The 22,259-nt window shown below is 33.8% G+C and carries 16 protein-coding genes; 12 read left to right on the forward strand and 4 right to left on the reverse strand.

Features of this window, described 5'->3' with window-relative positions; genetic code table 11:
• Window positions 1-42: 42 nt before the first annotated feature.
• Entirely contained in the window at window positions 43-1,017 is a 975-nt protein-coding gene (locus tag M0M44_RS06495; protein ID WP_248729030.1) for a polyprenyl synthetase family protein, read from the reverse strand.
• Window positions 1,018-1,284: 267 nt separating this feature from the next.
• Between M0M44_RS06495 and M0M44_RS06500 the strand changes: the two genes are divergently transcribed.
• The 6 genes from M0M44_RS06500 to M0M44_RS06525 all read left to right on the forward strand — a co-directional run bounded on the left by M0M44_RS06500 (window position 1,285) and on the right by M0M44_RS06525 (window position 9,774).
• Window positions 1,285-1,806 (forward strand): YceI family protein, encoded by a 522-nt coding sequence (locus M0M44_RS06500; RefSeq protein WP_248729031.1) that lies wholly within the window; start codon window positions 1,285-1,287, stop codon window positions 1,804-1,806.
• Window positions 1,807-1,915: 109 nt separating this feature from the next.
• Window positions 1,916-2,515, forward strand: a complete 600-nt coding sequence (locus tag M0M44_RS06505; RefSeq protein WP_248729032.1) for a TetR/AcrR family transcriptional regulator — start codon at window positions 1,916-1,918, stop codon at window positions 2,513-2,515.
• A 93-nt stretch (window positions 2,516-2,608) separates the two neighbouring features.
• Entirely contained in the window at window positions 2,609-3,943 is a 1,335-nt protein-coding gene (locus M0M44_RS06510; RefSeq protein ID WP_248729033.1) for a TolC family protein, read from the forward strand.
• Between the two features lie 12 nt (window positions 3,944-3,955).
• The gene (locus M0M44_RS06515) at window positions 3,956-5,023 is read left to right on the forward strand and encodes an efflux RND transporter periplasmic adaptor subunit (RefSeq protein WP_248729034.1); all 1,068 of its coding nucleotides are present in this window, start codon (window positions 3,956-3,958) and stop codon (window positions 5,021-5,023) included.
• Window positions 5,024-5,094: 71 nt separating this feature from the next.
• Window positions 5,095-8,271, forward strand: coding sequence for an efflux RND transporter permease subunit (locus tag M0M44_RS06520; RefSeq protein WP_248729035.1), 3,177 nt, complete (start codon window positions 5,095-5,097; stop codon window positions 8,269-8,271).
• Between the two features lie 138 nt (window positions 8,272-8,409).
• Window positions 8,410-9,774 (forward strand): TCR/Tet family MFS transporter, encoded by a 1,365-nt coding sequence (locus M0M44_RS06525; protein ID WP_248729036.1) that lies wholly within the window; start codon window positions 8,410-8,412, stop codon window positions 9,772-9,774.
• Window positions 9,775-9,845: 71 nt separating this feature from the next.
• Here the strand turns inward: M0M44_RS06525 and M0M44_RS06530 are convergent, their stop codons facing one another.
• Together M0M44_RS06530 and M0M44_RS06535 are read right to left on the reverse strand one after the other, a co-directional pair.
• On the reverse strand, window positions 9,846-13,022 hold the full coding sequence (locus M0M44_RS06530; protein ID WP_248729037.1) for a T9SS type A sorting domain-containing protein: 3,177 nt from the start codon (window positions 13,020-13,022) through the stop codon (window positions 9,846-9,848).
• A gap of 53 nt (window positions 13,023-13,075) precedes the next feature.
• Window positions 13,076-13,513, reverse strand: a complete 438-nt coding sequence (locus M0M44_RS06535; protein WP_095929782.1) for a retropepsin-like aspartic protease — start codon at window positions 13,511-13,513, stop codon at window positions 13,076-13,078.
• A gap of 252 nt (window positions 13,514-13,765) precedes the next feature.
• Between M0M44_RS06535 and M0M44_RS06540 the strand changes: the two genes are divergently transcribed.
• The 5 genes from M0M44_RS06540 (at window position 13,766) to M0M44_RS06560 (ending at window position 19,795) form a co-directional block, all read left to right on the forward strand.
• The gene (locus tag M0M44_RS06540) at window positions 13,766-14,737 is read left to right on the forward strand and encodes a tetratricopeptide repeat protein (protein WP_248729038.1); all 972 of its coding nucleotides are present in this window, start codon (window positions 13,766-13,768) and stop codon (window positions 14,735-14,737) included.
• A 130-nt stretch (window positions 14,738-14,867) separates the two neighbouring features.
• Window positions 14,868-16,514: a S41 family peptidase gene (locus tag M0M44_RS06545; protein WP_248729039.1), complete on the forward strand. Its 1,647-nt coding sequence runs from the start codon at window positions 14,868-14,870 to the stop codon at window positions 16,512-16,514.
• Window positions 16,515-16,797: 283 nt separating this feature from the next.
• On the forward strand, window positions 16,798-17,577 hold the full coding sequence (locus M0M44_RS06550; RefSeq protein WP_248729040.1) for a TatD family hydrolase: 780 nt from the start codon (window positions 16,798-16,800) through the stop codon (window positions 17,575-17,577).
• A gap of 63 nt (window positions 17,578-17,640) precedes the next feature.
• Window positions 17,641-18,777 (forward strand): 1-acyl-sn-glycerol-3-phosphate acyltransferase, encoded by a 1,137-nt coding sequence (locus M0M44_RS06555; RefSeq protein WP_095929678.1) that lies wholly within the window; start codon window positions 17,641-17,643, stop codon window positions 18,775-18,777.
• Complete coding sequence (locus M0M44_RS06560; RefSeq protein WP_248729041.1) at window positions 18,767-19,795, forward strand: asparaginase; 1,029 nt, start codon at window positions 18,767-18,769, stop codon at window positions 19,793-19,795. Before M0M44_RS06555 ends, M0M44_RS06560 begins: the two co-directional genes overlap by 11 nt.
• A 236-nt stretch (window positions 19,796-20,031) precedes the next feature.
• Here M0M44_RS06560 and M0M44_RS06565 read toward each other — a convergent pair whose 3' ends face one another.
• Window positions 20,032-21,273: an MFS transporter gene (locus M0M44_RS06565; RefSeq protein ID WP_248729042.1), complete on the reverse strand. Its 1,242-nt coding sequence runs from the start codon at window positions 21,271-21,273 to the stop codon at window positions 20,032-20,034.
• Between the two features lie 90 nt (window positions 21,274-21,363).
• Here M0M44_RS06565 and M0M44_RS06570 point away from each other — a divergent pair, with 90 nt between their 5' ends.
• Window positions 21,364-22,233, forward strand: coding sequence for a LysR substrate-binding domain-containing protein (locus tag M0M44_RS06570; protein WP_248729043.1), 870 nt, complete (start codon window positions 21,364-21,366; stop codon window positions 22,231-22,233).
• Window positions 22,234-22,259 lie beyond the last annotated feature (26 nt).

Consider the following 22,259-nt stretch of genomic DNA (forward strand, 5'->3'; position numbering starts at 1 on the left):
TGTAGAATTTGTTATTGAAATTGACTTTTGAAATTGTTATTTTTAAACTTTTCGTCCCATTAAATTTTCTCCGAAAGTCCTCAAAACATTTTTCTTTTCATTGCTGATTTCCATTTTTTCTAATGTTTCAAAAGCTTTAAAAGTGTACATTTCAATTGCATCTTGTGTTGCTTTTGAAGCTCCAGATTGATTAAAAATTGCTTTGGCAGTTTCTATTTTTTCTGTGTTATCTTCTAACTGAAGCGTGAATAATTTTTCTAATTCAGAAGCTTTTTCGTCAGAAGAAAATTCTAAGGCTTTTAGATATAAATATGTTTTTTTGTTTTCTATAATGTCTCCACCAACTTGTTTTCCAAAAGTTTCAGGATCACCAAAAGCATCTAGATAATCATCTTGAAGCTGAAAAGCCAATCCTAAATTTAATCCGAAATCATAAATTAAATCGGCTTCTTTTTCAGAAGTTTTAGATACAATTGCACCCATTTTCATAGCCGCCGCAACCAAAACAGCTGTTTTGTATTCAATCATTTTAAGGTATTGCGGGATTGTAACATCTTTACGAGTTTCAAAATCTACATCCCACTGCTGTCCTTCGCAAACTTCAAGCGCTGTTTTGCTGAATAATTTGGCTAGATTTCTAAAAACAGTTGGCTCATATTGTTCAAAATATTGATAAGCCAAAATAAGCATGGCATCTCCAGAGAGAATTCCAGTATTTAAATCCCATTTTTCATGTACGGTAACTTGTCCTCTTCTTAAAGGTGCGTCGTCCATAATGTCATCATGAACTAGCGAAAAGTTATGAAAGACTTCAACCGCCATTGCTGCCGGAAGCGCAATCGAATAATCAGTGTCAAAAACCTCTGCAGCCATTAAAGTTAAAACAGGGCGGATGCGTTTTCCGCCAAGTCCTAAAATATATTCTATAGGCTCGTAAAGATTTTTAGGTTCTTTATGTATGTTTTGGCTTTGAAGATAATTGATGAAAAAATCTTGGTACTGACTTATATCGTGCATAATGAATTCTGATTTCGAGGCTCAAAGATACAATTCAAATATGAATTTCAATTATTGAAATGATTAAAAGCTTCTTAAAGAATTGGAAAGGGTTCTTAACCATTCTCATTTCTAAGATGTTAAAATTTTTTCTAAAAAACTTGGAAACTTTTTTGGTATTTAGAGTTTCCTATCTATATTTGCAGCGTTATAATGGAAACTAAGAAAACTGTAAAAGTTTCCTTTAAGAGTTTGAATGATTTATAAATTCAATTAAATCAAGTATTTATGAAAACAAAATGGACCTTAGATTCTAGCCAGTCAGATGTTTTATTAGAAATGAGAAGATCGAGAACTGCATATATGAGTGGAAGCACAAATAAATTTGATGGCTATGTAAACATTGAAGATAATGAGATTGAAGATGCTTCGGTTGAATTTTCTTTGGATATCAACAACAAAAATGAAAGTTTCCAATCTATAGATGCTTATTTACAGCTTCAAGACTTTTTTGAAGAAGATGAGCATCCAATTATTAGCTTTAAATCGACTTCATTTCAAAAAGTAAATCAGAACATCAATTTCTTCAAAGGAGATTTAACCATAAAAGACATTACAAGAGTAGTTGAATTGGATGCTGAATTTCTGGGAGAAAATATTTATAATGGAGAAAAGAAAGTAGCTTTTGAAATTAAAGGAAATATAAAACGAGAAGACTTTGGTTTAGATTTTAACTCATTTAATCATTCTTCTGGCGCCGCTTTGGGTAAAGACATCAAACTTATAGCAAATTTAGAATTTAGCATATAAATCTTACTAAAAGAATAAATTAATGTAAAATTATTACAAAAATATTGGAAACTATTTTTTTTGATTTTAGTTTCCAAAGTATATTTGTAAGGCAATTCGAGAATTTAAAATGAAAGAGAAGATTATAGCAAAAGCAAGCGAGTTATTTTTAAAGCTTGGTTTTAAGAGTGTTACAATGGATGATATTGCAGGTGAAATGTGTATTTCGAAAAAAACGATTTACAAATATTTCTGCAACAAGGAAATCTTGATTGAGGAAAGCACATCATTAGTTCATGGCCAAGTGCACGAAATCATGGATACGATTATAGCGAAGAATTATAATGCTATTCATGAAAATTTTGAGATTAGAGAAATGTTTCGTGATATGTTTAAAAACAACATGGACACATCGCCAATCTACCAGTTAAAAAAGCACTATCCAGAGATTTACCAAAACATCTTGTCTTATGAAATTGATCAGTGCACACAGCTTTTTAGGGAAAATATTGAAAAGGGAATCCGTGAAGGACTTTACAGAAGCGATTTGAATGTAGAGGTTTATGTGAAATTTTACTATACACTGGTTTTTCATATTAACGAAAATACTGTTTCTGAAAGCGAAGCACAAAGAATTGAGCTAGAGGCATTAGAATATCATACACGAGCAATGGCGACTGAAAAAGGAGTCGAGGAATTAGAAAAGCAGCTAAAAAGAATAAAAAATTAATTCATCCAAATATATTCAATCGTCATTATTCTGAGAGAGGATGGGATATGACGATACTATCTCAAAATTTAAAAAATAAATATTTAACTACTTATGAAAAGAATCTTTCTTATAGTTTTGTGTACAATAGGCATAACCGCCGGCGCACAAGTCAAAACCTTAACCTTGAAAGAGGCTGTTACATACGCGCTTGAAAATAAAGCCGATGCAAAGAAGGCAAAGCTTCAGGTTGAAAACAGCGAATATAAAATTCAAGAAATACGTTCGAGAGCATTACCACAAATAACTGCAAATGGTAACTTAACATATAACCCTATTATTCAAACTACCGTTATTGATGGAGCAGGATTTGGACAGCCAGGAACAACAATTCAGGCTGCTTTTGGTCAGAAATGGACATCAACAGCAGGGGTTTCTTTAACTCAGGCAATATTTGATCAGGCGGTTTTTACAGGATTAAGAGCAGCACAGTCTACACGTGAATTTTATCAAATTAATAGTCAGTTGACAGACGAACAAGTTATTGAAAGAGTTGCGAATAACTACTACTCTGTTTATGTACAGCGCGAAAGACTAATTTTATTAGACAGTAACTATGTAAATACTCAAAAAGTTCGTGATATTGTACAGGGGCAATTTGATAACGGTTTGGCTAAAAAAATAGATTTAGATCGTATTATTGTTAAAATGTCTAACATTGACACAGAGCGTCAGCAAGTTAAAAACCAAATTGAACTGCAAGAAAATGCCCTGAAATTCTATATGGGTATGCCTATTGAATCTCAATTTGTGATGCCTAAAGAAGAATTTGAAGTGGTGCCGGCTTCTCTAACAGAAGAGCCAAATGTTGAAAACAGAACAGAATATCTTCTTTTAAAGAAACAAGAAGAGCTTTTAGTATTTAATAAAAAGGCAATTCAGGCAGAATATTACCCTACACTTTCATTGACTGCTGGTTATAACTATATTGGTCAAGGTCCACAATTTCCTTGGTTTGCAAAACCATCTTCTGGAGTATATTGGTCAGATTTCTCTGGAATTGGATTAAATTTAAGAGTGCCAATTTTTACAGGTTTCGGAACTCGTTCTAGAGTAAGACAAGCCGATGTAGAAATCAGATCTCTTCAAGAAGATATCAAAGACACTAAACTTTCTCTTGATTTAGATTATAGAAATGCGATGGCACAGATTAATAATAATCTTGTGACTATTGAGAATCAGAGAGAAAACATGCGTTTAGCGTTAGAAATTTTAGGAAATACCAAAAACAATTACCTTCAAGGTTTAGCATCTTTAACCGATTTGTTAGACGCAGAAAATGCATCGCTTGAAGCTCAAAATAACTTTACAAGAGCAGTTTTAAATTATAAAATTGCCGAAATATCTCTAATCAAATCGAAAGGCGAACTTAAATCTCTTACTAAATAACAAATTATTACAATGAAGAAAATAATTATAACAATCGTAATCATAGTCGTGGCTTTTGTCGGGATTAACTACATTCTAAATAAAAACAAAACAGAAAACGAAGCGAAAACAGCAATTGTAGCAGAAAAAAATGCAGCGGTTTCTGTAAAAGTAGCTACAGTAAAAACAGAAGATGTTAACTTAGGTTTTACTGCAAACGGAAACTTTGCACCGATTCAGGAATTGACTTTTTCTGCTGAAAAATCAGGAAAAGTAATTAGTGTTTTAGTTAAAGAAGGTGACTACGTAAGAGTAGGACAAACTCTTTTAACAGTAAGAGGCGATGTTATCAATGTAAATGCTCAAGCAGCAGAAGCAGCATACCAAAACGCAAAATCTGATTATGCTAGATACGAAAATGCTTTCAAAACGGGTGGTGTTACAAAACAACAATTAGATCAAGCAAAATTGGCTTTGACTAATGCTCAATCTAACTATACTCAGGCTAAAATTAATGTTGGGGATACAAGAGTAAAAGCTCCAATTAACGGATACATCAATAAAAAATATATCGAACCAGGTTCTATTTTAGCTGGAATGCCTGCAACTGCTTTATTTGATATCGTAAATGTTTCTAAATTAAAATTGACTGTTACTGTAAACGAAACTCAAGTTGCTAGTTTAAAATTAGGACAAACGGTAGATATTACAGCAAGTGTTTATCCTGATAAGTCATTTAGCGGAAAAATTACTTTTATCGCTGCAAAAGCAGATGCGTCTTTAAATTTCCCTGTTGAAATTGAGATTACAAACAATGCAAACAATGACCTAAAAGCAGGTATGTATGGAACTGCAAACTTTGGTGCTAAAAACCAAAAACAAAACTTGAAAGTTGTTCCTAGAAATGCTTTTGTTGGAAGTGTGAGCAGCAACGAAATCTTTGTTGTAGAAAACAATGTTGCAAAATTGAAAAAAGTTGTAGCTGGAAGAATTTTAGGAGATAAAGTTGAAATCATTAATGGTTTAAATGACGGAGAAGTAGTAATTATTACAGGTCAGATCAACCTACAAGACGGAAATACAGTAGAAATTATTAAATAATTTAAAGCATTAAGCTATAAGCCGTAAGCTATAAGCTTATTGCCTAGAGCTTAAAGCCTAAAGCAATAAATATGAAATTAGCCGAAATATCCATAAAACGTCCGTCGTTGGTAATTGTATTGTTTACAATTCTGACTCTTGGTGGATTGTTCAGCTACAGCCAATTAGGCTACGAGCTGATCCCAAAATTCGAAACCAACGTTATTACGGTTTCAACTGTATATCCTGGAGCTTCTCCAAGTGAGGTTGAAAATACAGTGACAAAGAAAATTGAAGATGCGATTGCGTCTCTGGAAAATATCAAGAAAATTGATTCTAAATCGTATGAATCTCTTTCTGTAGTGTCGATTACATTGACATCAAATGCAAATGTTGATATTTCGATGAACGATGCGCAACGTAAAATTAATGCCATTTTAAGTGATCTTCCAGATGATGCAGATCCGCCGTCATTGACTAAATTCTCTTTGAGTGATTTACCAATTATGACGCTTGGTGCGAATGGAAAAATGGATGAAGCAGCGTTTTACGATTTGATCGATAAAAAGATTGCACCTGTTTTATCTCGTGTACAAGGTGTGGCACAGGTAAACATTATTGGTGGTCAGGAACGTGAGATTCAGGTAAATCTTGATGCTGTTAAAATGCAGGGTTACGGACTTTCTGTTCCTCAGGTACAACAGACAATTTTGACTTCAAATTTGGATTTCCCAACAGGAAATATCCAGACTCGTAACCAAAAAATCTTAATCCGTTTAGCAGGTAAATATAAAAACGTAGATGAATTAAGGAACTTAGTGGTTTCTTCTCAAAACGGAATACAAGTTCGTTTAGGAGATATCGCTGACGTTCAGGATACACAAAAAATTGCAGAAAAAATTGCACGTGTAGATCAAAAAAGTGCGATTGTACTTCAAATCGTAAAACAATCAGATGCGAATGCCGTTGCGGTAAGTGAGCAGTTGATTAAGACAATTAAAACTTTAGAGAACGATTACAAATCGGCTCAATTGAAGTTGGAAGTAGCAAAAGACAGTACAGTCTTTACTCTTGAAGCAGCAGATTCTGTTGTACACGATTTATTAATTGCGGTTATTCTGGTAGCTTTCGTAATGTTGTTCTTCTTGCACAGTATTAGAAACTCATTGATTGTAATGGTATCTATTCCAGCATCTTTGATTGCTACGTTTATCGGAATTTATTTATTAGGTTATACGCTTAACTTAATGTCTTTACTTGGTTTATCTCTTGTTGTTGGTATTCTTGTGGATGACGCGATTGTGGTATTAGAAAATATTTACAGACACATGGAGATGGGTAAAAGCCGAATCCGTGCAGCTTATGATGGAACTGCCGAAATTGGTGCAACGGTAACTTCGATTACATTAGTAATTGTGGTAGTGTTCTTGCCAATTGCAATGAGTACAGGATTAGTATCGAACATTATTACGCAATTCTGTGTTACCGTAATTATCTCTACGATGTTCTCATTATTGGCTTCGTTTACAATTATTCCGTGGTTGTCTTCTCGTTTTGGAAAACTAGAGCATATTGAAGGTAAAAACATTTTCGGAAAAGTCATATTAGGATTTGAAAGCTACCTAACTCGTTTTACTAACTGGGTATCAAACTTGCTTAACTGGTGTTTAGATCACTACATTAAAACAATGGGAGTTATTCTAGTATTGTTTTTTGGAACGATCTTCTGGTTAATGGGAGGTGGATATATTGGAGGAGAGTTCTTCGCATCATCTGATAGTGGTGAGTTCTTAGTTCAAATCGAGATGCCAAAAGATGCTTCATTAGAGCAAACTAACTTTATGACGCAAAAAGCGGAAGCTTTCTTAAAAGGAGAGAAATATGTTTTCAGCCAAATTACAACTGTAGGACAAACCAGTGAAGGTTTAGGAGCTGCTCAGGCAACTGCTTACAAAGCTGAGATTGACGTTAAAATGATCGAGCAAAAAGATCGTACAGACGATGCCAACGTATACGCTGCAAAAGTAAAACGTAAATTAGAAAAAGTTTTAGTTGGCGCAAAAGTTAAAACGGTTCCAGTAGGTATTTTAGGTACCGCTGAGGATGCGACTTTAGGTTTGATTGTAACAGGTCCAAACGTAGAAAGCGCGATGAAATTTGCAAAAATGGCTGAAGCTGAATTACGAACTATTCCTGGAACAACTGAGATTAAATTAACAGTTGAGGACGGAAACCCTGAGATCAACGTTCAAGTTGATAGAGATAAAATGGCCGCTTTAGGATTAACACTTCAAACGGTTGGTTTAACTATGCAAACAGCTTACAGTGGTAATACCGATGGTAAATTTAGAGCTGGTGAATACGAATATGACATCAATATCAAATACAACGAATTTGATAGAAAAAACATCACAGACGTTAGTAATTTGATTTTCATCAACAATGCTGGTCAGCAAATTAAATTAAACCAATTTGCAACGATTACTGAAGGTTCTGGACCAAGTAAATTAGAGCGTAGAGATAAAACAGCTTCTGTAACTGTACAAGGTCAGAACGTTGGGGTGCCAGCAGGAACAATCGTTCAGCAATGGCAAGCAAAACTGGATAAATTGCAAAAACCAACCGGAGTTAACTACATCTGGGGTGGTGACCAAGAGAACCAATCTGAAGGATTTGGTACTTTAGGAATTGCATTATTAGCCGCTATTATTTTGGTTTACCTTGTAATGGTTGGATTATATGACAGCTTCGTTCACCCATTTGTCGTATTATTTGCTATTCCGCTATCGTTCATTGGAGTTTTATTTGCCTTAGCATTAACAAACAACACTTTAAATATCTTTACGATCTTAGGGGTAATCATGTTGATTGGTCTGGTGTGTAAGAATGCGATCATGCTTGTCGATTATACGAATCAACGAAGAGCGGCTGGAGAATCAATTAGAAATGCTCTAATCCAAGCAAACCACGCTCGTTTACGTCCGATCTTGATGACAACAATTGCGATGGTATTTGGTATGTTCCCAATTGCATTAGCATCTGGAGCTGGAGCTGAATGGAAAAACGGATTAGCATGGGTAATCATTGGAGGTTTGATTTCATCATTATTCCTTACTTTGATTGTTGTGCCAGTTATCTACGATATTATGGAGAAAATTATCCGTAAGTTCTCTAAAGGAGAAAAAATCGATTACGAAGCTGAAATGCATGCTGATTATGTGCCAGCAGAAGTTAGTGAAGACGGTTTTAATCCGAAACATACACATTAATAGTTTTGATTTTCAATAGAAATTCCAAAGTCCGAAATTGGAATTTCCCCATTAGAATCCCAAGTTCCTTCAATTAGGAATTTGGGATTTTTTTTTGATTCTTGAAAAATATAGAGATAAATTTTAAATCATTTCATAATGAAATTCAAGTTCATTCAAATTGGAATTTGGAATTTTAGTATTGGAATTTTAGCCTTGAGATTTGGAATTTTTCTATTGTTAATTGAAAAATCTGTTTATTTGCATCACCTTACTAAAATAACTATGCTACAAAAAGATAAATCTGCAGCGATTGGTTTTATTTTCATAACCATGTTAATTGACATTACAGGATGGGGAATTATTATTCCTGTTATACCAAAATTAATCGAAGAATTAATTCACGGAGACATCAGTGAAGCCGCAAAAATTGGTGGCTGGTTGACTTTCGCGTATGCGATAACCCAATTTGTATTTGCTCCTGTAATTGGAAATTTGAGTGATAAATTCGGAAGAAGGCCAATCATATTAATTTCCCTTTTTGGATTTTCTTTAGATTATATTTTATTGGCATTCTCGCCAACCATTATTTGGCTTTTTATCGGAAGGATTATTGCTGGAGTCACTGGCGCAAGTATAACAACTGCTTCAGCTTATATTGCAGATGTTAGTACGCCTGAAAATAGAGCCAAAAACTTTGGATTAGTCGGCGCCGCTTTCGGATTAGGATTTATAATCGGACCAGTTATTGGGGGGCTTTTAGGCCAGTACGGATCGCGAGTTCCTTTTTATGCTGCAGCCATTTTATGTATGGTAAACTTTCTTTATGGATTTTTCATTTTGCCAGAATCACTTAAAAAAGAAAACCGCAGACCTTTCGATTGGAAACGGGCCAATCCAATTGGAGCAATTTTAGGTTTGAGAAAATACCCAACTTTAATTGGTTTAATTGCCGCAATATTTTTGTTGTATGTAGGTTCTCATGCGGTACAAAGCAATTGGAGTTTCTTCACCATTTATCAATTTAATTGGAATGAAAGAATGATTGGAATTTCTTTAGGAATAATTGGTCTTTTGGTAGGAGTTGTGCAAGGTGGATTGGTGCGTTATATTAATCCGAAGATTGGAAACGAGAAAAGTATTTACATTGGTTTAGCTTTATATACAATTGGAATGTTGTTGTTTGCTTTTGCAACAGAAAGCTGGATGATGTTTGTGTTTTTAATTCCGTATTGTCTTGGCGGAATTGCTGGACCAGCACTACAATCTGTTGTTGCAAGTAAAGTAGAACCGAGCGAGCAAGGAGAAATTCAAGGAACTTTAACCAGTTTAATGAGTGCTTCTTCTATTATTGGTCCGCCAATGATGGCTAATACCTTTTATTTTTTCACGCACGATGATGCACCGTTTAAATTTGCTGGAGCACCTTTTATTTTAGGAGGAGTTTTAATGTTGCTAAGTACAGTTGTTGCTTATTTTTCGTTGAAAAAACATGTTGTTCCGCAAACCGAAAAGGAACAGTAAAAAGGTATTTTTGAAAGTAAAAAAGCCTTCATATTTAAATTATGAAGGCTTTTTTTATTTGTAGCGAATTTTTATTCCTTAATAAATTTCATTGCTTTTTCTTTTCCGTCAGATTTTACATTTAAAATGTACATTCCTTTTGAAAGATTAGCCAAATCAATTTCATCATGTGTGTTATGTACTTTTTTAGATAAAACAGACTGTCCTGAAACAGAGAAGATTTGAACATCTTCAATAACCGATTTGTTTGTAACAGTCAAAATATGTTTTACAGGATTTGGGTAAAATTGGAAATTAGCAAATTCAAAATCAGGAGTAGAAAGCGAGCCGTTTAATTTTGCAGTTACTGCAAGACGTTGTTTACTTTCGATTCCGTTTATAGTTTGCGAAGCATAATACGTTACACCATCAACCAAAACAGTAGATAACGGTAGAGGAGTTTCTGCAGTAGATTTGCTTGTTTTTCCCGTTGTTGAACTTCCAGGAGTGCTGTACCATTTTATGTTTTGACCGTTGATAACAAGATCTCCTAAAGTTTGTCCTTGTTTGAATTCTGCATTTATAGAAGTTTTCCCATCAATTACTGGAGCTGATGGATCAACAACGAAGTCTAACATCAAAAAACAACCAATCGTATCTTGAACAATAGCAATGTAGGTTCCAGGAGTTAAATCGGAGAAGACATTTTGATTTGAAAAAAGATTTAAATTTGGAGAAATAGCATATTTTAATTCAGCATTCCCGCCAATAGCATTGATAGTTGCAGTTTGATTTTCTACTGTAACATTAGCACTCATTAAGGTGGGAGCAGTTAAATTTATAGCCACATTTTCGGTACAATTATTATTATCTTTTGCTGTTACGACATATAAGCCAGGAACGAGGTCTTGAAAAATATTGGCTTCACTAAAAGAACCTCCATTAATAGAATAAGTTATTGGAGACTGCCCGCCTATAACATTAGCCATGATTATTCCATTATCTCTACATGTTACATTGGAAATAACCATTCCTGTAAGAACAAAAGGGGCTGAAGTCGCTACTGTAGCATTAAATGAAAAAACAGTATTATTAGCATCACGAACAAGAATAGGATAGTTTCCAGGTTGGAGAACAATATAAGTATTTGAAGCAGAATAATTAATACCATTATCGAATGAATATTGGTAAGGTCCAGTTCCTCCAGAAGCAGTAACAGTTATTACTCCCATTGGATTAGAACAGTTTGGCTGTGCCACATCGGCTGTAGCTGTTAGCATAGATAAAGGTGCTTCAACTATTATTCTTAGAGTTTGTGAAAGACAACCTTTAGCATCTTTAGTACTTATATCATACGGTCCAGGAGCAAGATTGTTAATAGTAAAAACGTTAGAAGCTAATAGTATAAAATTTCCAATAGGGCTATTTGCTGCTACAATCGAATAGCTGTAAGGAGCTATTCCTCCAGTTACATTCATCGTTACCATTCCGTCGTTGCTATTTGGGCTTGTTGCATTAACAGAAGATATTAATGTAGCGGAAGGAGGTGTAGAAGGTACAATTGTTACTACTTGAGAAACAATGCAACCAGAAGAATCTTTTACAAATAGAGTATAATATCCGGCAGATAACTCGGTTCTATTAATATTAGAATAAGAACTCCCTTGGTTAAACGAATAGCTGTAAGGTTGTTGGCCTCCGCTTGCATTAATAGTAACAAGACTATTGCCTCCGCAAATTTCTGCTTCGTTAACAGTTACAGAAGCAGTTAATGAAACAGGTGATTCTATAGTTAGCTCAGAGGTTTCTACACAACCCTTACCATCTTTAACATTGATGATGTGTGTTCCGGGAGCGGCACCAAAAAAAGTATCACTTTGTTGGTAATCATTGCCATTAACAGCATATTGGTAAGGAGCCTCACCACCATTAGCTGTAATTTTTATCATTGAACTATAATTCAGTGAGCAGTTTTCTATTTTAGTAGCGGTTGCCGAAACTGTTAATGCTGTATAAGGGGTAATAGTAGCATAAATATTAGCTATTGTAGTCGAACTGTCTTTAACATACAAATTATAAGATCCAGGAATTAAATTTGGAAATATGTTCGAAACTTGATAATTTATACCATCTATGGAATAAGAATAAGAGCCATATCCCCCTAAAGCTTTAAGTGTTATTGTACCAGTGGCATTGTCGCAAGATATATTGGTTACATCTGCTCCAAGTGTCAAAGGAGGTGATAATGGTTCATTAACAGTTATTGGCTTTGTAAACATGCAACCTTTAACATCGATCACTTCGACAAGATAATTTCCAGCGGTTAAATTTTTAAAAGTATTTGAACTTTGCCAATCTGTAATTACTCCAGTAAGATTATTTAAACGATAATAATAATTTGTTGTTCCTCCAGAAGCTGTTACTGTTATTTCTCCATCATTACCATTAGGAGTTTTGACATCTATAGCCGTTGTAAAGGCGGACAAAATTGGAGGTTCAACAATATCTACAGGGAAAATATAAAAACATCCTACAGCATCTTTTATCGAGATATCATAATGACCAGCAGCTAAATTTGAAAATATATTTGAAGATTGGTAAGTATTGCCATCTTTAGAATAAGAATAATTTGGTATTCCTCCAATAGGAGTAACTTCTATTCTTCCATCTTTTGATCCAAAGCAACTATTGTCTAATTTTAAAATCGTACCTGTGAGTGCGTTTATTTGAGGTACAACTAAAGTAGAATCTTTTGTACACCCATAATCATCCTTAATATGGATATTGTACGTTCCGGGAGCTACATTATTAAAAGAGTTCCCAGATTGATAATTAACTCCATCTAACGAATATTGAAGAGGGCTTCTACCGTATCTAGCACCAATGTAAACTCTTGAGTTTCCACATTCGGGATATGAAACACCGGCGCTAGCAAATTCAATAGCATGATTTAAAATGATCATAAAAGAATTACCACTCCATCTGTTGTTGTTAATAAATATATTAACATGAATTTGCAGTTGACTTTCGTTGAAAACAAAATTCTTTGGATCCGAAATTGCAAATTCATCATATTGTGCATATGTATTCTTCGTATAATATTTAACGGTAAGAGTTTCGCCAGGATCTAGGCTTATATCTTTAGTCAATTCATCATATCGGCTGGTCAAATCAAAAACATTATCACCAGCACAATGTATAATGCTGCTAATCTGAGCAAAAATTAAAGTAGGCAATAAAAAAAGAAAAAAAAGTAGAGTTTTTTTCATACAGATATATTTGTTAAAATAGCTCAACAAATATATCAAAAAAAGGGATTGTCTTATTTTAAATACAAATAATGGTTAAAATAATCAATAATTGCTTTTCCTTGCAATAAAACATCGGCACCAATAATACCGTGAACAGGTTTTGCCTTGTACGATTCTAATGCTTCGTTTACATGCGAAAGATCAAAAATGACGATGCTAAAATCTTTACTTTTCCAGCTTCCCAATTGCAGTTTATTTTGAGACGAAATCTGTGTTGCCATTCCAGTTCCGCCAGCTCCAGAAGCTTTTGTTTTAGAATTTTTTGCTGCAAGTTCAAAACGTTCAATAGACTCAAAACCTACACAAGTGTTTGATGCGCCTGTATCTAAAATAAAATTACCAGAATAGCCATTAATTTTAGCTTTAATTAGTAAATGCTGTGTTTTGGTTATTTTAAACTTTATTTTTTTGTACTTCTCTATTTTGAGAATTTCGTGAAGATTTTCCATTCCTAGTATTGATTGAAACTCAAAAATAAAGCAATTAAACCCAAAAAACTAATGATATGCAAAAGATATAATGGGACAGCTTTTAGAAGTTTTGAAATATACGTTCAGTCATTTTTCATTTGTCTTTTTAATTTTTTAAAGCTTTTTAATGAAGTCTTTTTGATTATATACAATTGATTCTAATGTGGTTACCTTTTGTTTTTTAAGATTTTTAGGATTCTTTTTTTTAAATTAGCTATAAAATGCTTTTTTATGGATCTAAACAAAATTCATCCTGATCAAAAATATATCGACGGACTTGCCGCAAATGACTCGGTAGTAATTGAAATGATATATAAAAAGTTTGCGCCCAAAGTGGTCCAGTTTATAACCAATAATTCTGGAGATAAAGATCAAGCGCAGGATGTGGTTCACGAAATCATGGTTTTGCTATTTGATCAGGCGAAAGAGGGAAAATTTCACTTGACATGTCCATTTGATGCCTATTTTTTCTTGCTCTGTAAAAGACGCTGGCTAAACGAACTCAAAAATTCTGCCCATAAAGATGTAACAATTTATGAAAATGTGGTATCTGCTAATGAATCTGCTCACGAATTGATTGCTCAGACCGAAAAATTTGAAGAAGAACAAAAGCGTTATGGAAACGAAAATAAACTGGAAACAGAGGAGGATAGAATTGCTTTTGAAGAAAACCTGACTAAAATTTCAGATAAATATTTCAATAAAAAGAAACATAAAACGGCGTCGCTTAAGCCTTGGTACTTTGCCGTGGCGATTTCTATAATTGTTATGTTCGGATTATTTTTCTTTGATTATAAACATTATCCTAATTTTGAAGATTATGACCATCCAGAAAGTGCTTATTTTACAGAAAGAGGAGTTTCTGAAGCAGTTTTAAAACAAGCAGAAAATAATTTCAACGGAAAAAGATATGAAACGGCGATTCCGATTTTTGAAATGATTTTGAAGGAAAACAATTCAGACGAAATAAAATATTTTTATGCGGTTTCATTATTGCAGGTAAGCAAATACGTAAAAGCAGAAACCATTTTTAAAGAATTGGAAGCTGGAAATTCTATTTACAAAGAAAAAGCAAAGTGGAATCTGGCTTTGTCTAAACTAAAACAAGGTAAATATGACGAATGCAAAGCCATTTTACAGACCATTTCGCAAGACTATGAAGGTTATGATGACGTAGAACAACTGATGGAAGAATTGGAATAAAAATTAATTATTAAGAAAAATTTTATCTCTTTACGGGAAACCTCAATCGAATTTGGAATTTTAGTTCTAAATTCGATTTTCTTTTTAAAGAATTAGTCCAAAATCTATTTAACCAAACCATTAAACCAAAATGAAAAAAGTTATCCTATTATTTCTGTTTGTTTGTTCTCAAACTATTTTTAGTTTCAATAAAATTACTGAGACTGAAAAATTGGCTGCGACTTGCAAAATTTGGGGTTTCTTAAAATATTATCATCCAAAAGTGGCTAATGGAGAATTGAATTGGGATAATCAGCTTTTGGAGAAATTGCCATTAATAGAAAAAGCACAAACTAAAGAAGAGTTCTCCTTAATCTTAGAAAATTGGATCGATGATCTTGGACCAGTAAAAGAAATCGCACCGATTGCTATACCAAAAGAGGTTAAGTTTTTTGATAAAAATTTCGATTTAAGCTGGTTTAATGATAAACTATTTTCTAAAAAGCTTTCAAAAAAAATAAAATTTATCGAAGAAAACAGATTTCAAAGTAATGAAGAATTTGGGCCAAGTTTTGACGGTTTTAAAAACTTAAAAAACTATTTTAATCTGGATTACACGAATAAAAATTCAAAACTTTTAATGTTTTATGCGTATTGGAATGTGGTAGAATATTTTTTTCCATACAAATACATAATGGATCAGAAATGGGATAAAACTTTAAATGAGTTATTGCCCTCTATTGTTGAGTCCAAAACACCAGAAGATTTTTATAAAATATTGAGAAAAGCAGCTGCAAAACTCAATGATACTCATGTCCAGTTTCATATTTACCCTTCTTCTACAACAGCGAAAAATAGGTTTTATTTTCCTGCTACAGGTAAAGTAATAGATGAAAAATTAGTAATTACCGAGATTTTAGGAGATAGTCTTGCAGAAGTCGACAATATTAAAATTGGAACTGTAATTACTAAAATAAATGGCAAGAGCATTAAAGAAATTATGGAAGAGAAAAGAGATATTGTTTCTGCTTCAAACGAGGTTGCTTTTCTAGATAAAGTTCTACCCACAATTTTAGTAAGCGAATCTGAAAAGGTAAACGTAGAATTCCTGAAAGATGGAAAATACGAAACAAAGTCAATGACTTGGTTTAACTATCACGATTCGCATCGAAATGAGTATAAAAAAGGAGCACAGATAAAGAAAGATAAATTTAAACTTTTGGACAATAATATTGGTTACGTAAACATGGGAGTTATTAAACCCAAAAATGTTCCTAATATGATCGATGCTCTCAAATCGACAAAAGCTATAGTTTTTGATATGAGAAATTATCCAAATGGAACTTTTGGAGAAATTGCTAATTTTTTGAATTCTGAAGAAAAAGAATTTTGCCTTTATACCCATCCATATCCAAATTATCCAGGAAAGTATACTTGGGAAGAAGGAAGAAAAGCGGGATTTGAAAATAAAGACCATTACAAGGGAAAAGTCGTTGTACTGCTTAATGAAGATTCTATAAGCCAATCAGAATGGACGGCGATGTGTTTTCAAACAGCTGGAAATACCACAATTATTGGAAGTCAGACTGCTGGAGCAGACGGTAATGTTTTTGAATTTGATTTTAGTGGCTATCATACTAACTTCTCTGGAATTGGCGTTTACTATCCAGACGGAAGAGAAACACAACGTGTAGGAATTGTACCCGATATTGAAATAAAACCAACAATAAAAGGAATTCAACAAGGCAAAGACGAGGTTTTGGAACGGGCTTTGCTATATATTGAAACAGGTAAATAAAACCTCATTTGTCATATTGAAGAACGAGGGGTCACACTAGCTGATCGAGAGAAAAAATGGGGGTTTTCTTTTCGACGCTTCTTGTGAGGCCCTTTGTTCTTCAGAATAACAAAAATTAGGTGATTATTATTCTGGCCTTTGTCAAAGTTCTAAGCTTCGACAAAGGCTTTTTATTTTTCAGGCATTTATAAAAAAAGGAAAAATCTGTTTTATCCGTGTCCTATTTACGAAATTGCTATTCTTTTAATATTGTCGTAATTTTGGCACTTTAAAAATTATAGTCTTGAATTCAACACCAATTATTACCGATACCCACACGCATTTATATTCTGAAGAATTCGATCAGGATCGTGACGCCATGATTCAGCGCGCAATTGATGCTGGAATTACTCGTTTTTTTATTCCCGCAATTGACGCTGCTGCTACGCAATCTATGTACGATTTGGAGAAAAACTATCCCGAAAATGTATTTCTAATGATGGGTTTGCATCCCACTTACGTGAAAGATAATTATCTCGAAGAATTAGCACATGTTGAAACAGAATTATCTAAAAGAAAATTCTATGCTGTCGGCGAAATCGGGATCGATTTGTATTGGGATAAAACACATTTAAAAGAACAACAAATCGCTTTTAAAAGACAAATTCAGTTAGCAAAACAATATAAATTACCCATTGTAATTCATTGCAGAGAAGCTTTTGATGAAATCTTTGAAGTACTAGAAGAAGAAAAATCTGAAGATTTATTTGGGATTTTTCATTGTTTTTCCGGAACTTTAGAACAAGCAGAACGTGCAATTTCCTACAAAATGAAATTAGGAATTGGGGGTGTTGTTACTTTTAAGAACGGAAAAATCGATCAGTTTTTAAATCAAATCGATTTAAAACACATCGTTTTGGAAACAGATTCGCCGTATTTAGCGCCGATTCCTTACAGAGGAAAAAGAAACGAAAGCAGTTATTTGGTCAACGTTATCACTAAATTAAGCGATATATACGGTGTTTCTACAGAAGAAATTGGCGCAATTACAACCCAGAATTCGAAAGACGTTTTTGGGATTTAACTTGTACCTTACAAAACTTTAATTTTTTTTTTGTTCTTTTGCCCACTTAAACCCAAATAAATAATGCAGAGATTTGATGCCATTCGACCGTTTTATGATTCCGAAATAAATGAAGCACTTCATGGTGTAGTAAATCATCCTATGATGAAAACCATGATGAACTTTACTTTTCCGGACGTAGAAGATGAGGTCTGGAAGGAACAATTAAAGAAAACACATTCTATTCGTGATTTTCAATGCAACTTTATTTACAATACAATTCAGAAAGTTTTAGAAAAAAGCTCTGAAGGTCTTACCACGTCAGGTTTTGAAAAACTAGAACCCAATACTTCTTATCTATTTATCTCGAATCATAGAGATATTCTTTTGGATACCACACTATTGAATGTTTGTTTATTCGAACATGGTCTGGTGATGACGGCTTCGGCAATTGGAGATAATTTAGTAAAGAAAGCTTTCTTGGCAACTTTAGCAAAATTAAATAGAAACTTTTTGGTTTTAAGAGGATTAACGCCTCGTGAAATGCTGCAAAGTTCAAAGTTGTTGTCTGAATATATGGGACAGTTACTGCTTCGCGAAAATCGTTCGGTTTGGATTGCCCAAAGAGAAGGAAGAACAAAAGACGGAAATGACGAAACCAATCCAGGAGTTTTAAAAATGATTGGAATGGGTTCTGACGAAGAAAATCTTATGGATTATTTTAAGAAATTAAAAATTGTTCCAGTTTCTATTTCGTATGAATACGATCCGACCGATGTTTTGAAAATGCCACAATTAATGGCAGAAGCAAATAACGAAGTTTACGTAAAAGACAAAAATGAAGATTTCATGACCATTTTGAGTGGTATCATGGGAACAAAGAAAAGAATACATATTTCTGTTGGTGATGTTCTAGATACAGAAATCGATCAGATTGTGGCTGAGAATGATAATGCAAACAAGCAAGTTCAAGCTTTGGCTCAAACTATTGATGATGTTATTTTGAAAAACTACCAATTATGGCCAACTAACTTTATTGCTTACGATATTTTAAACGAAACAGACAAATTTGCTCACAAATACAAGGAGAGCGAAAAACAGCTTTTTGAGCGTCGTTTAGAAATGAGAATCGGAAGCGATAATCCTGTGACGAGACAAGGCTTTTTAGCAATGTATGCCAATCCTGTTGTCAACAAATTAAAATACCAAGATGTCATCTAAAGCAAAAATATTATTGATTTATACCGGAGGAACCATCGGTATGAGCAAAGATTTTGAAACTGGAGCGCTTAAAGCCTTCAACTTTGGTAAATTAATTCAGAAAATTCCAGAAATTAAACAATTGGACTGCGAAATCGAATCAATTTCGTTTGAACATCCAATTGATTCTTCTAATATGAATCCCGAAATGTGGACAAGAATTGCCACCATTATCGAGGAAAATTATAATACTTACGACGGATTTGTAGTGCTTCACGGATCAGATACCATGTCGTATTCGGCTTCGGCATTAAGTTTTATGCTCGAGAATTTGGCTAAACCAGTTGTGTTTACAGGTTCGCAATTGCCAATAGGAGATTTACGTACAGATGCGAAAGAAAATTTGATTACAGCAATTCAGATTGCTTCTCTTCAAGAAAATGGAAAACCAGTTATTACAGAAGTGTGTTTGTATTTTGAATATAAATTATACCGAGGAAACAGAACTTCTAAAGTAAATGCAGAACATTTTAGAGCTTTTACAGCGCCAAATTATCCTGAATTAGTAGAATCTGGTGTTCATTTAAAATTAAACAAGCATTTATTTCTTCCAATAAATAAAGATGCAAAACTGATCGTTCATAAAAATTTGGATAATCACGTTGCAATCATTAAAATGTTTCCTGGAATGAGCGAAATTGTTCTATCTTCCATTCTTTCAACAAAAGATTTACGAGGAATTATTCTGGAAACCTACGGTTCAGGAAATGCTCCAACTGAAGATTGGTTTTTAAACCTAATAGAAAAAGCAATCCAATCTGGAATGCATATCGTAAACGTAACGCAATGTTCGGGCGGAAGCGTGAACATGGGACAATACGAAACCAGTACAGCTTTAAAATCACTTGGAGTAATCTCAGGAAAAGACATTACTACTGAAGCGGCAATTACTAAATTGATGTATTTGCTTGGTCATAATATTCCTCAAAACGAGTTTAAAGATATTTTTGAGACTGCTCTCCGAGGGGAAATATCTTAAATTTTAATTACAATATTTAAAATTCCAAATTCCAAATTTCCTCAATCTTGTCATTTCGACCGAAGGGAGAAATCGCACTAGAAGATCGACAAATATTGGTGACTTACTTTATCGATATGCGAGTGCGATTTCTCCCTTCGGTCGAAATGACAAAGCTGACATAGACAACAAGCTTAATTTAAATGAACTTATATAACTTATATGGTTTAAAACACGTTAAATTGGAATTTGGAATTTTAAAACTTGGAATTTCTATACTCAACTGGACAAGTTTCCAAATCTTCGATAGCTCTATGTTTTTTGTAATACAAATAAACAATTACAGAAATAATACAGATAATTCCCTGAACAGCAACTGTCGCTCTAACACCTAAAAAGTGGGAAACATAGCCAATAATTAAACTTCCAACAGGAATCATCCCTTGATAAGCCATCATGTAGTAGCTAATGCTTCTTGAGCGCATATTGATAGTGCTATGAGTTTGAATGTAGATGTTGATAGAAGAAGTTTGTCCCATCATTCCTATTCCGCTTAAAGTCATACAGATAAGAGCAATTGTAATACTGCTTGAAAGGGCTAGAATAATGACGCTGAAACCAAGAAGTAAACTTGCAGAGATCATTAATTTGCTCATATTTTCAGCAGATTTTAAATTGGCCAAATAGATGGCAGACAAAACAGAACCAATTCCGGCAGCGCTTTCAAACCAGCTGAAAGTTGCAGCGTTTCCGTTAAAAATATCTTTGGCAAAAACCGGCATTAAGGTATTAAAAGAAATTACAAACAGACCGCTGCAGGTAAGCATTAAAAGCATTCTGGCCATTTCGGTTTCTTTTTTTACATAATCCAGACCTTCAATAAGGTCGTCTAGCATATTTAATTTGTTTTCGGCTTTAATGTGCGGAGTGATTTTCATCAGCATTAACGAAATCAATACCGGTACATAACTCACAAAATTCCCAATAAAACAGATATCTTCGCCATATTGATGCAAGATAATTCCAGCAAGAGCAGGACCTGCAATTCTGGCAAAATTGTTTAAAGTAGAGTTAAGCGCAACTGCATTCGGAAGATCTTCTTTATTGTCCACAATATCAATCATCATGGTTTGGCGGCAAGTCATATCAAAAGCATTTATGATTCCCTGAATAAGACTTAATGCTAGAATAAAATTGATATTGTAAATTTTAAGGTAAATAAGCAAAGCCAAAGTTCCAGCCTGCAGCATTGCAAGAGATTGTAAAACCATCATCGCACGGTGTTTGTCGTAACGTCCGATAATGCTTCCTGCCAAAGGAGCTAAAAAAAGTGACGGAATCATACTTAAAAAAGTCGCTAATCCCAGCAGAAAAACAGACCCCGTTATACTGTAAACCATCCAGCTTACGGCAGTTTTCTGCATCCAGGTACCAATAACCGAAACAGATTGTCCGTAAAAGAATAACTTGAAATTTTTTGATTTTAAGGCTTTAAACATAATCTTAATTATTTGATACAAAGGTCGCGATTATGATAGCATTAGAAAAATTAATAATTTTACTGATAATAAGTAGTAAAACTTATCAATATGGAGATTTATCAATTACAGTATTTTATCAAAACAGCTGAGGTTTTGCACTTTACCAAAGCTGCAGAATTGTGTTTTGTAACTCAATCGGGACTTTCGCAACAAATTAAAAAACTCGAAGAAGAGCTTGCCCTGCCTTTGTTTAAGCGAATTGGCAAAAAAGTACAATTGACAGAAGCGGGTTCAGTTTTTTTAATTCATGCTAAAAAAGTGGTAGAGAATGTAGAAAACGGAAAACAGGCCATTGAGGATTTAAACGAAATGATTGGCGGCGAATTGCGTATTGGTGTGACTTATATTTTTGGTTTGTTGATTCTGCCCGTTGTTAATGCATTTGCCAAGAAATACCAAAATCTCAAAATTATTGTAGAGTACGGAACTACCGAGGTTTTAGAACAGAAGTTACTGGACAACGAATTAGATTTAGTATTCGTTATTTCGTCACACGAAATTGAAATGCCGATTCAGAAAGTGCCATTATTTACTTCAAATATGGTTATGGTGGTTTCTAAAAATCATGCTTTAGCCAATTTGGACAAAATTGCTTTTAAGAAAATAGAAGAGATTCCGCTAATATTGCCAGGGAAAGGATCCAATTCGCGAGAATATGTCGAAGAATTGTTTAAAAAGTTTAATATGAAACCTAGAATTTCCATAGAGCTTCAGTCTATTCATGCATTATTGCAAATGGTAGAAAATAGCGATTGGGCAACAATCGTTGCCGAAATGGCTTTAAAAGATTGGGATAGTTTAAAAGCCATTCAAATTACAGGAGTTTCCACAAAAAGAGATTCATACATGTTGACAATGGGAGGTTATCAGAAAAAAGCAGTAAAACTGTTTATGGAAGAATTTAAAAAAAGCATATAAAGGAACTTACGTTTTACTTTTGTAAA

Origin of the sequence: Flavobacterium humidisoli (genome assembly GCF_023272795.1) — a bacterium.
Lineage (GTDB): Bacteria > Bacteroidota > Bacteroidia > Flavobacteriales > Flavobacteriaceae > Flavobacterium > Flavobacterium humidisoli.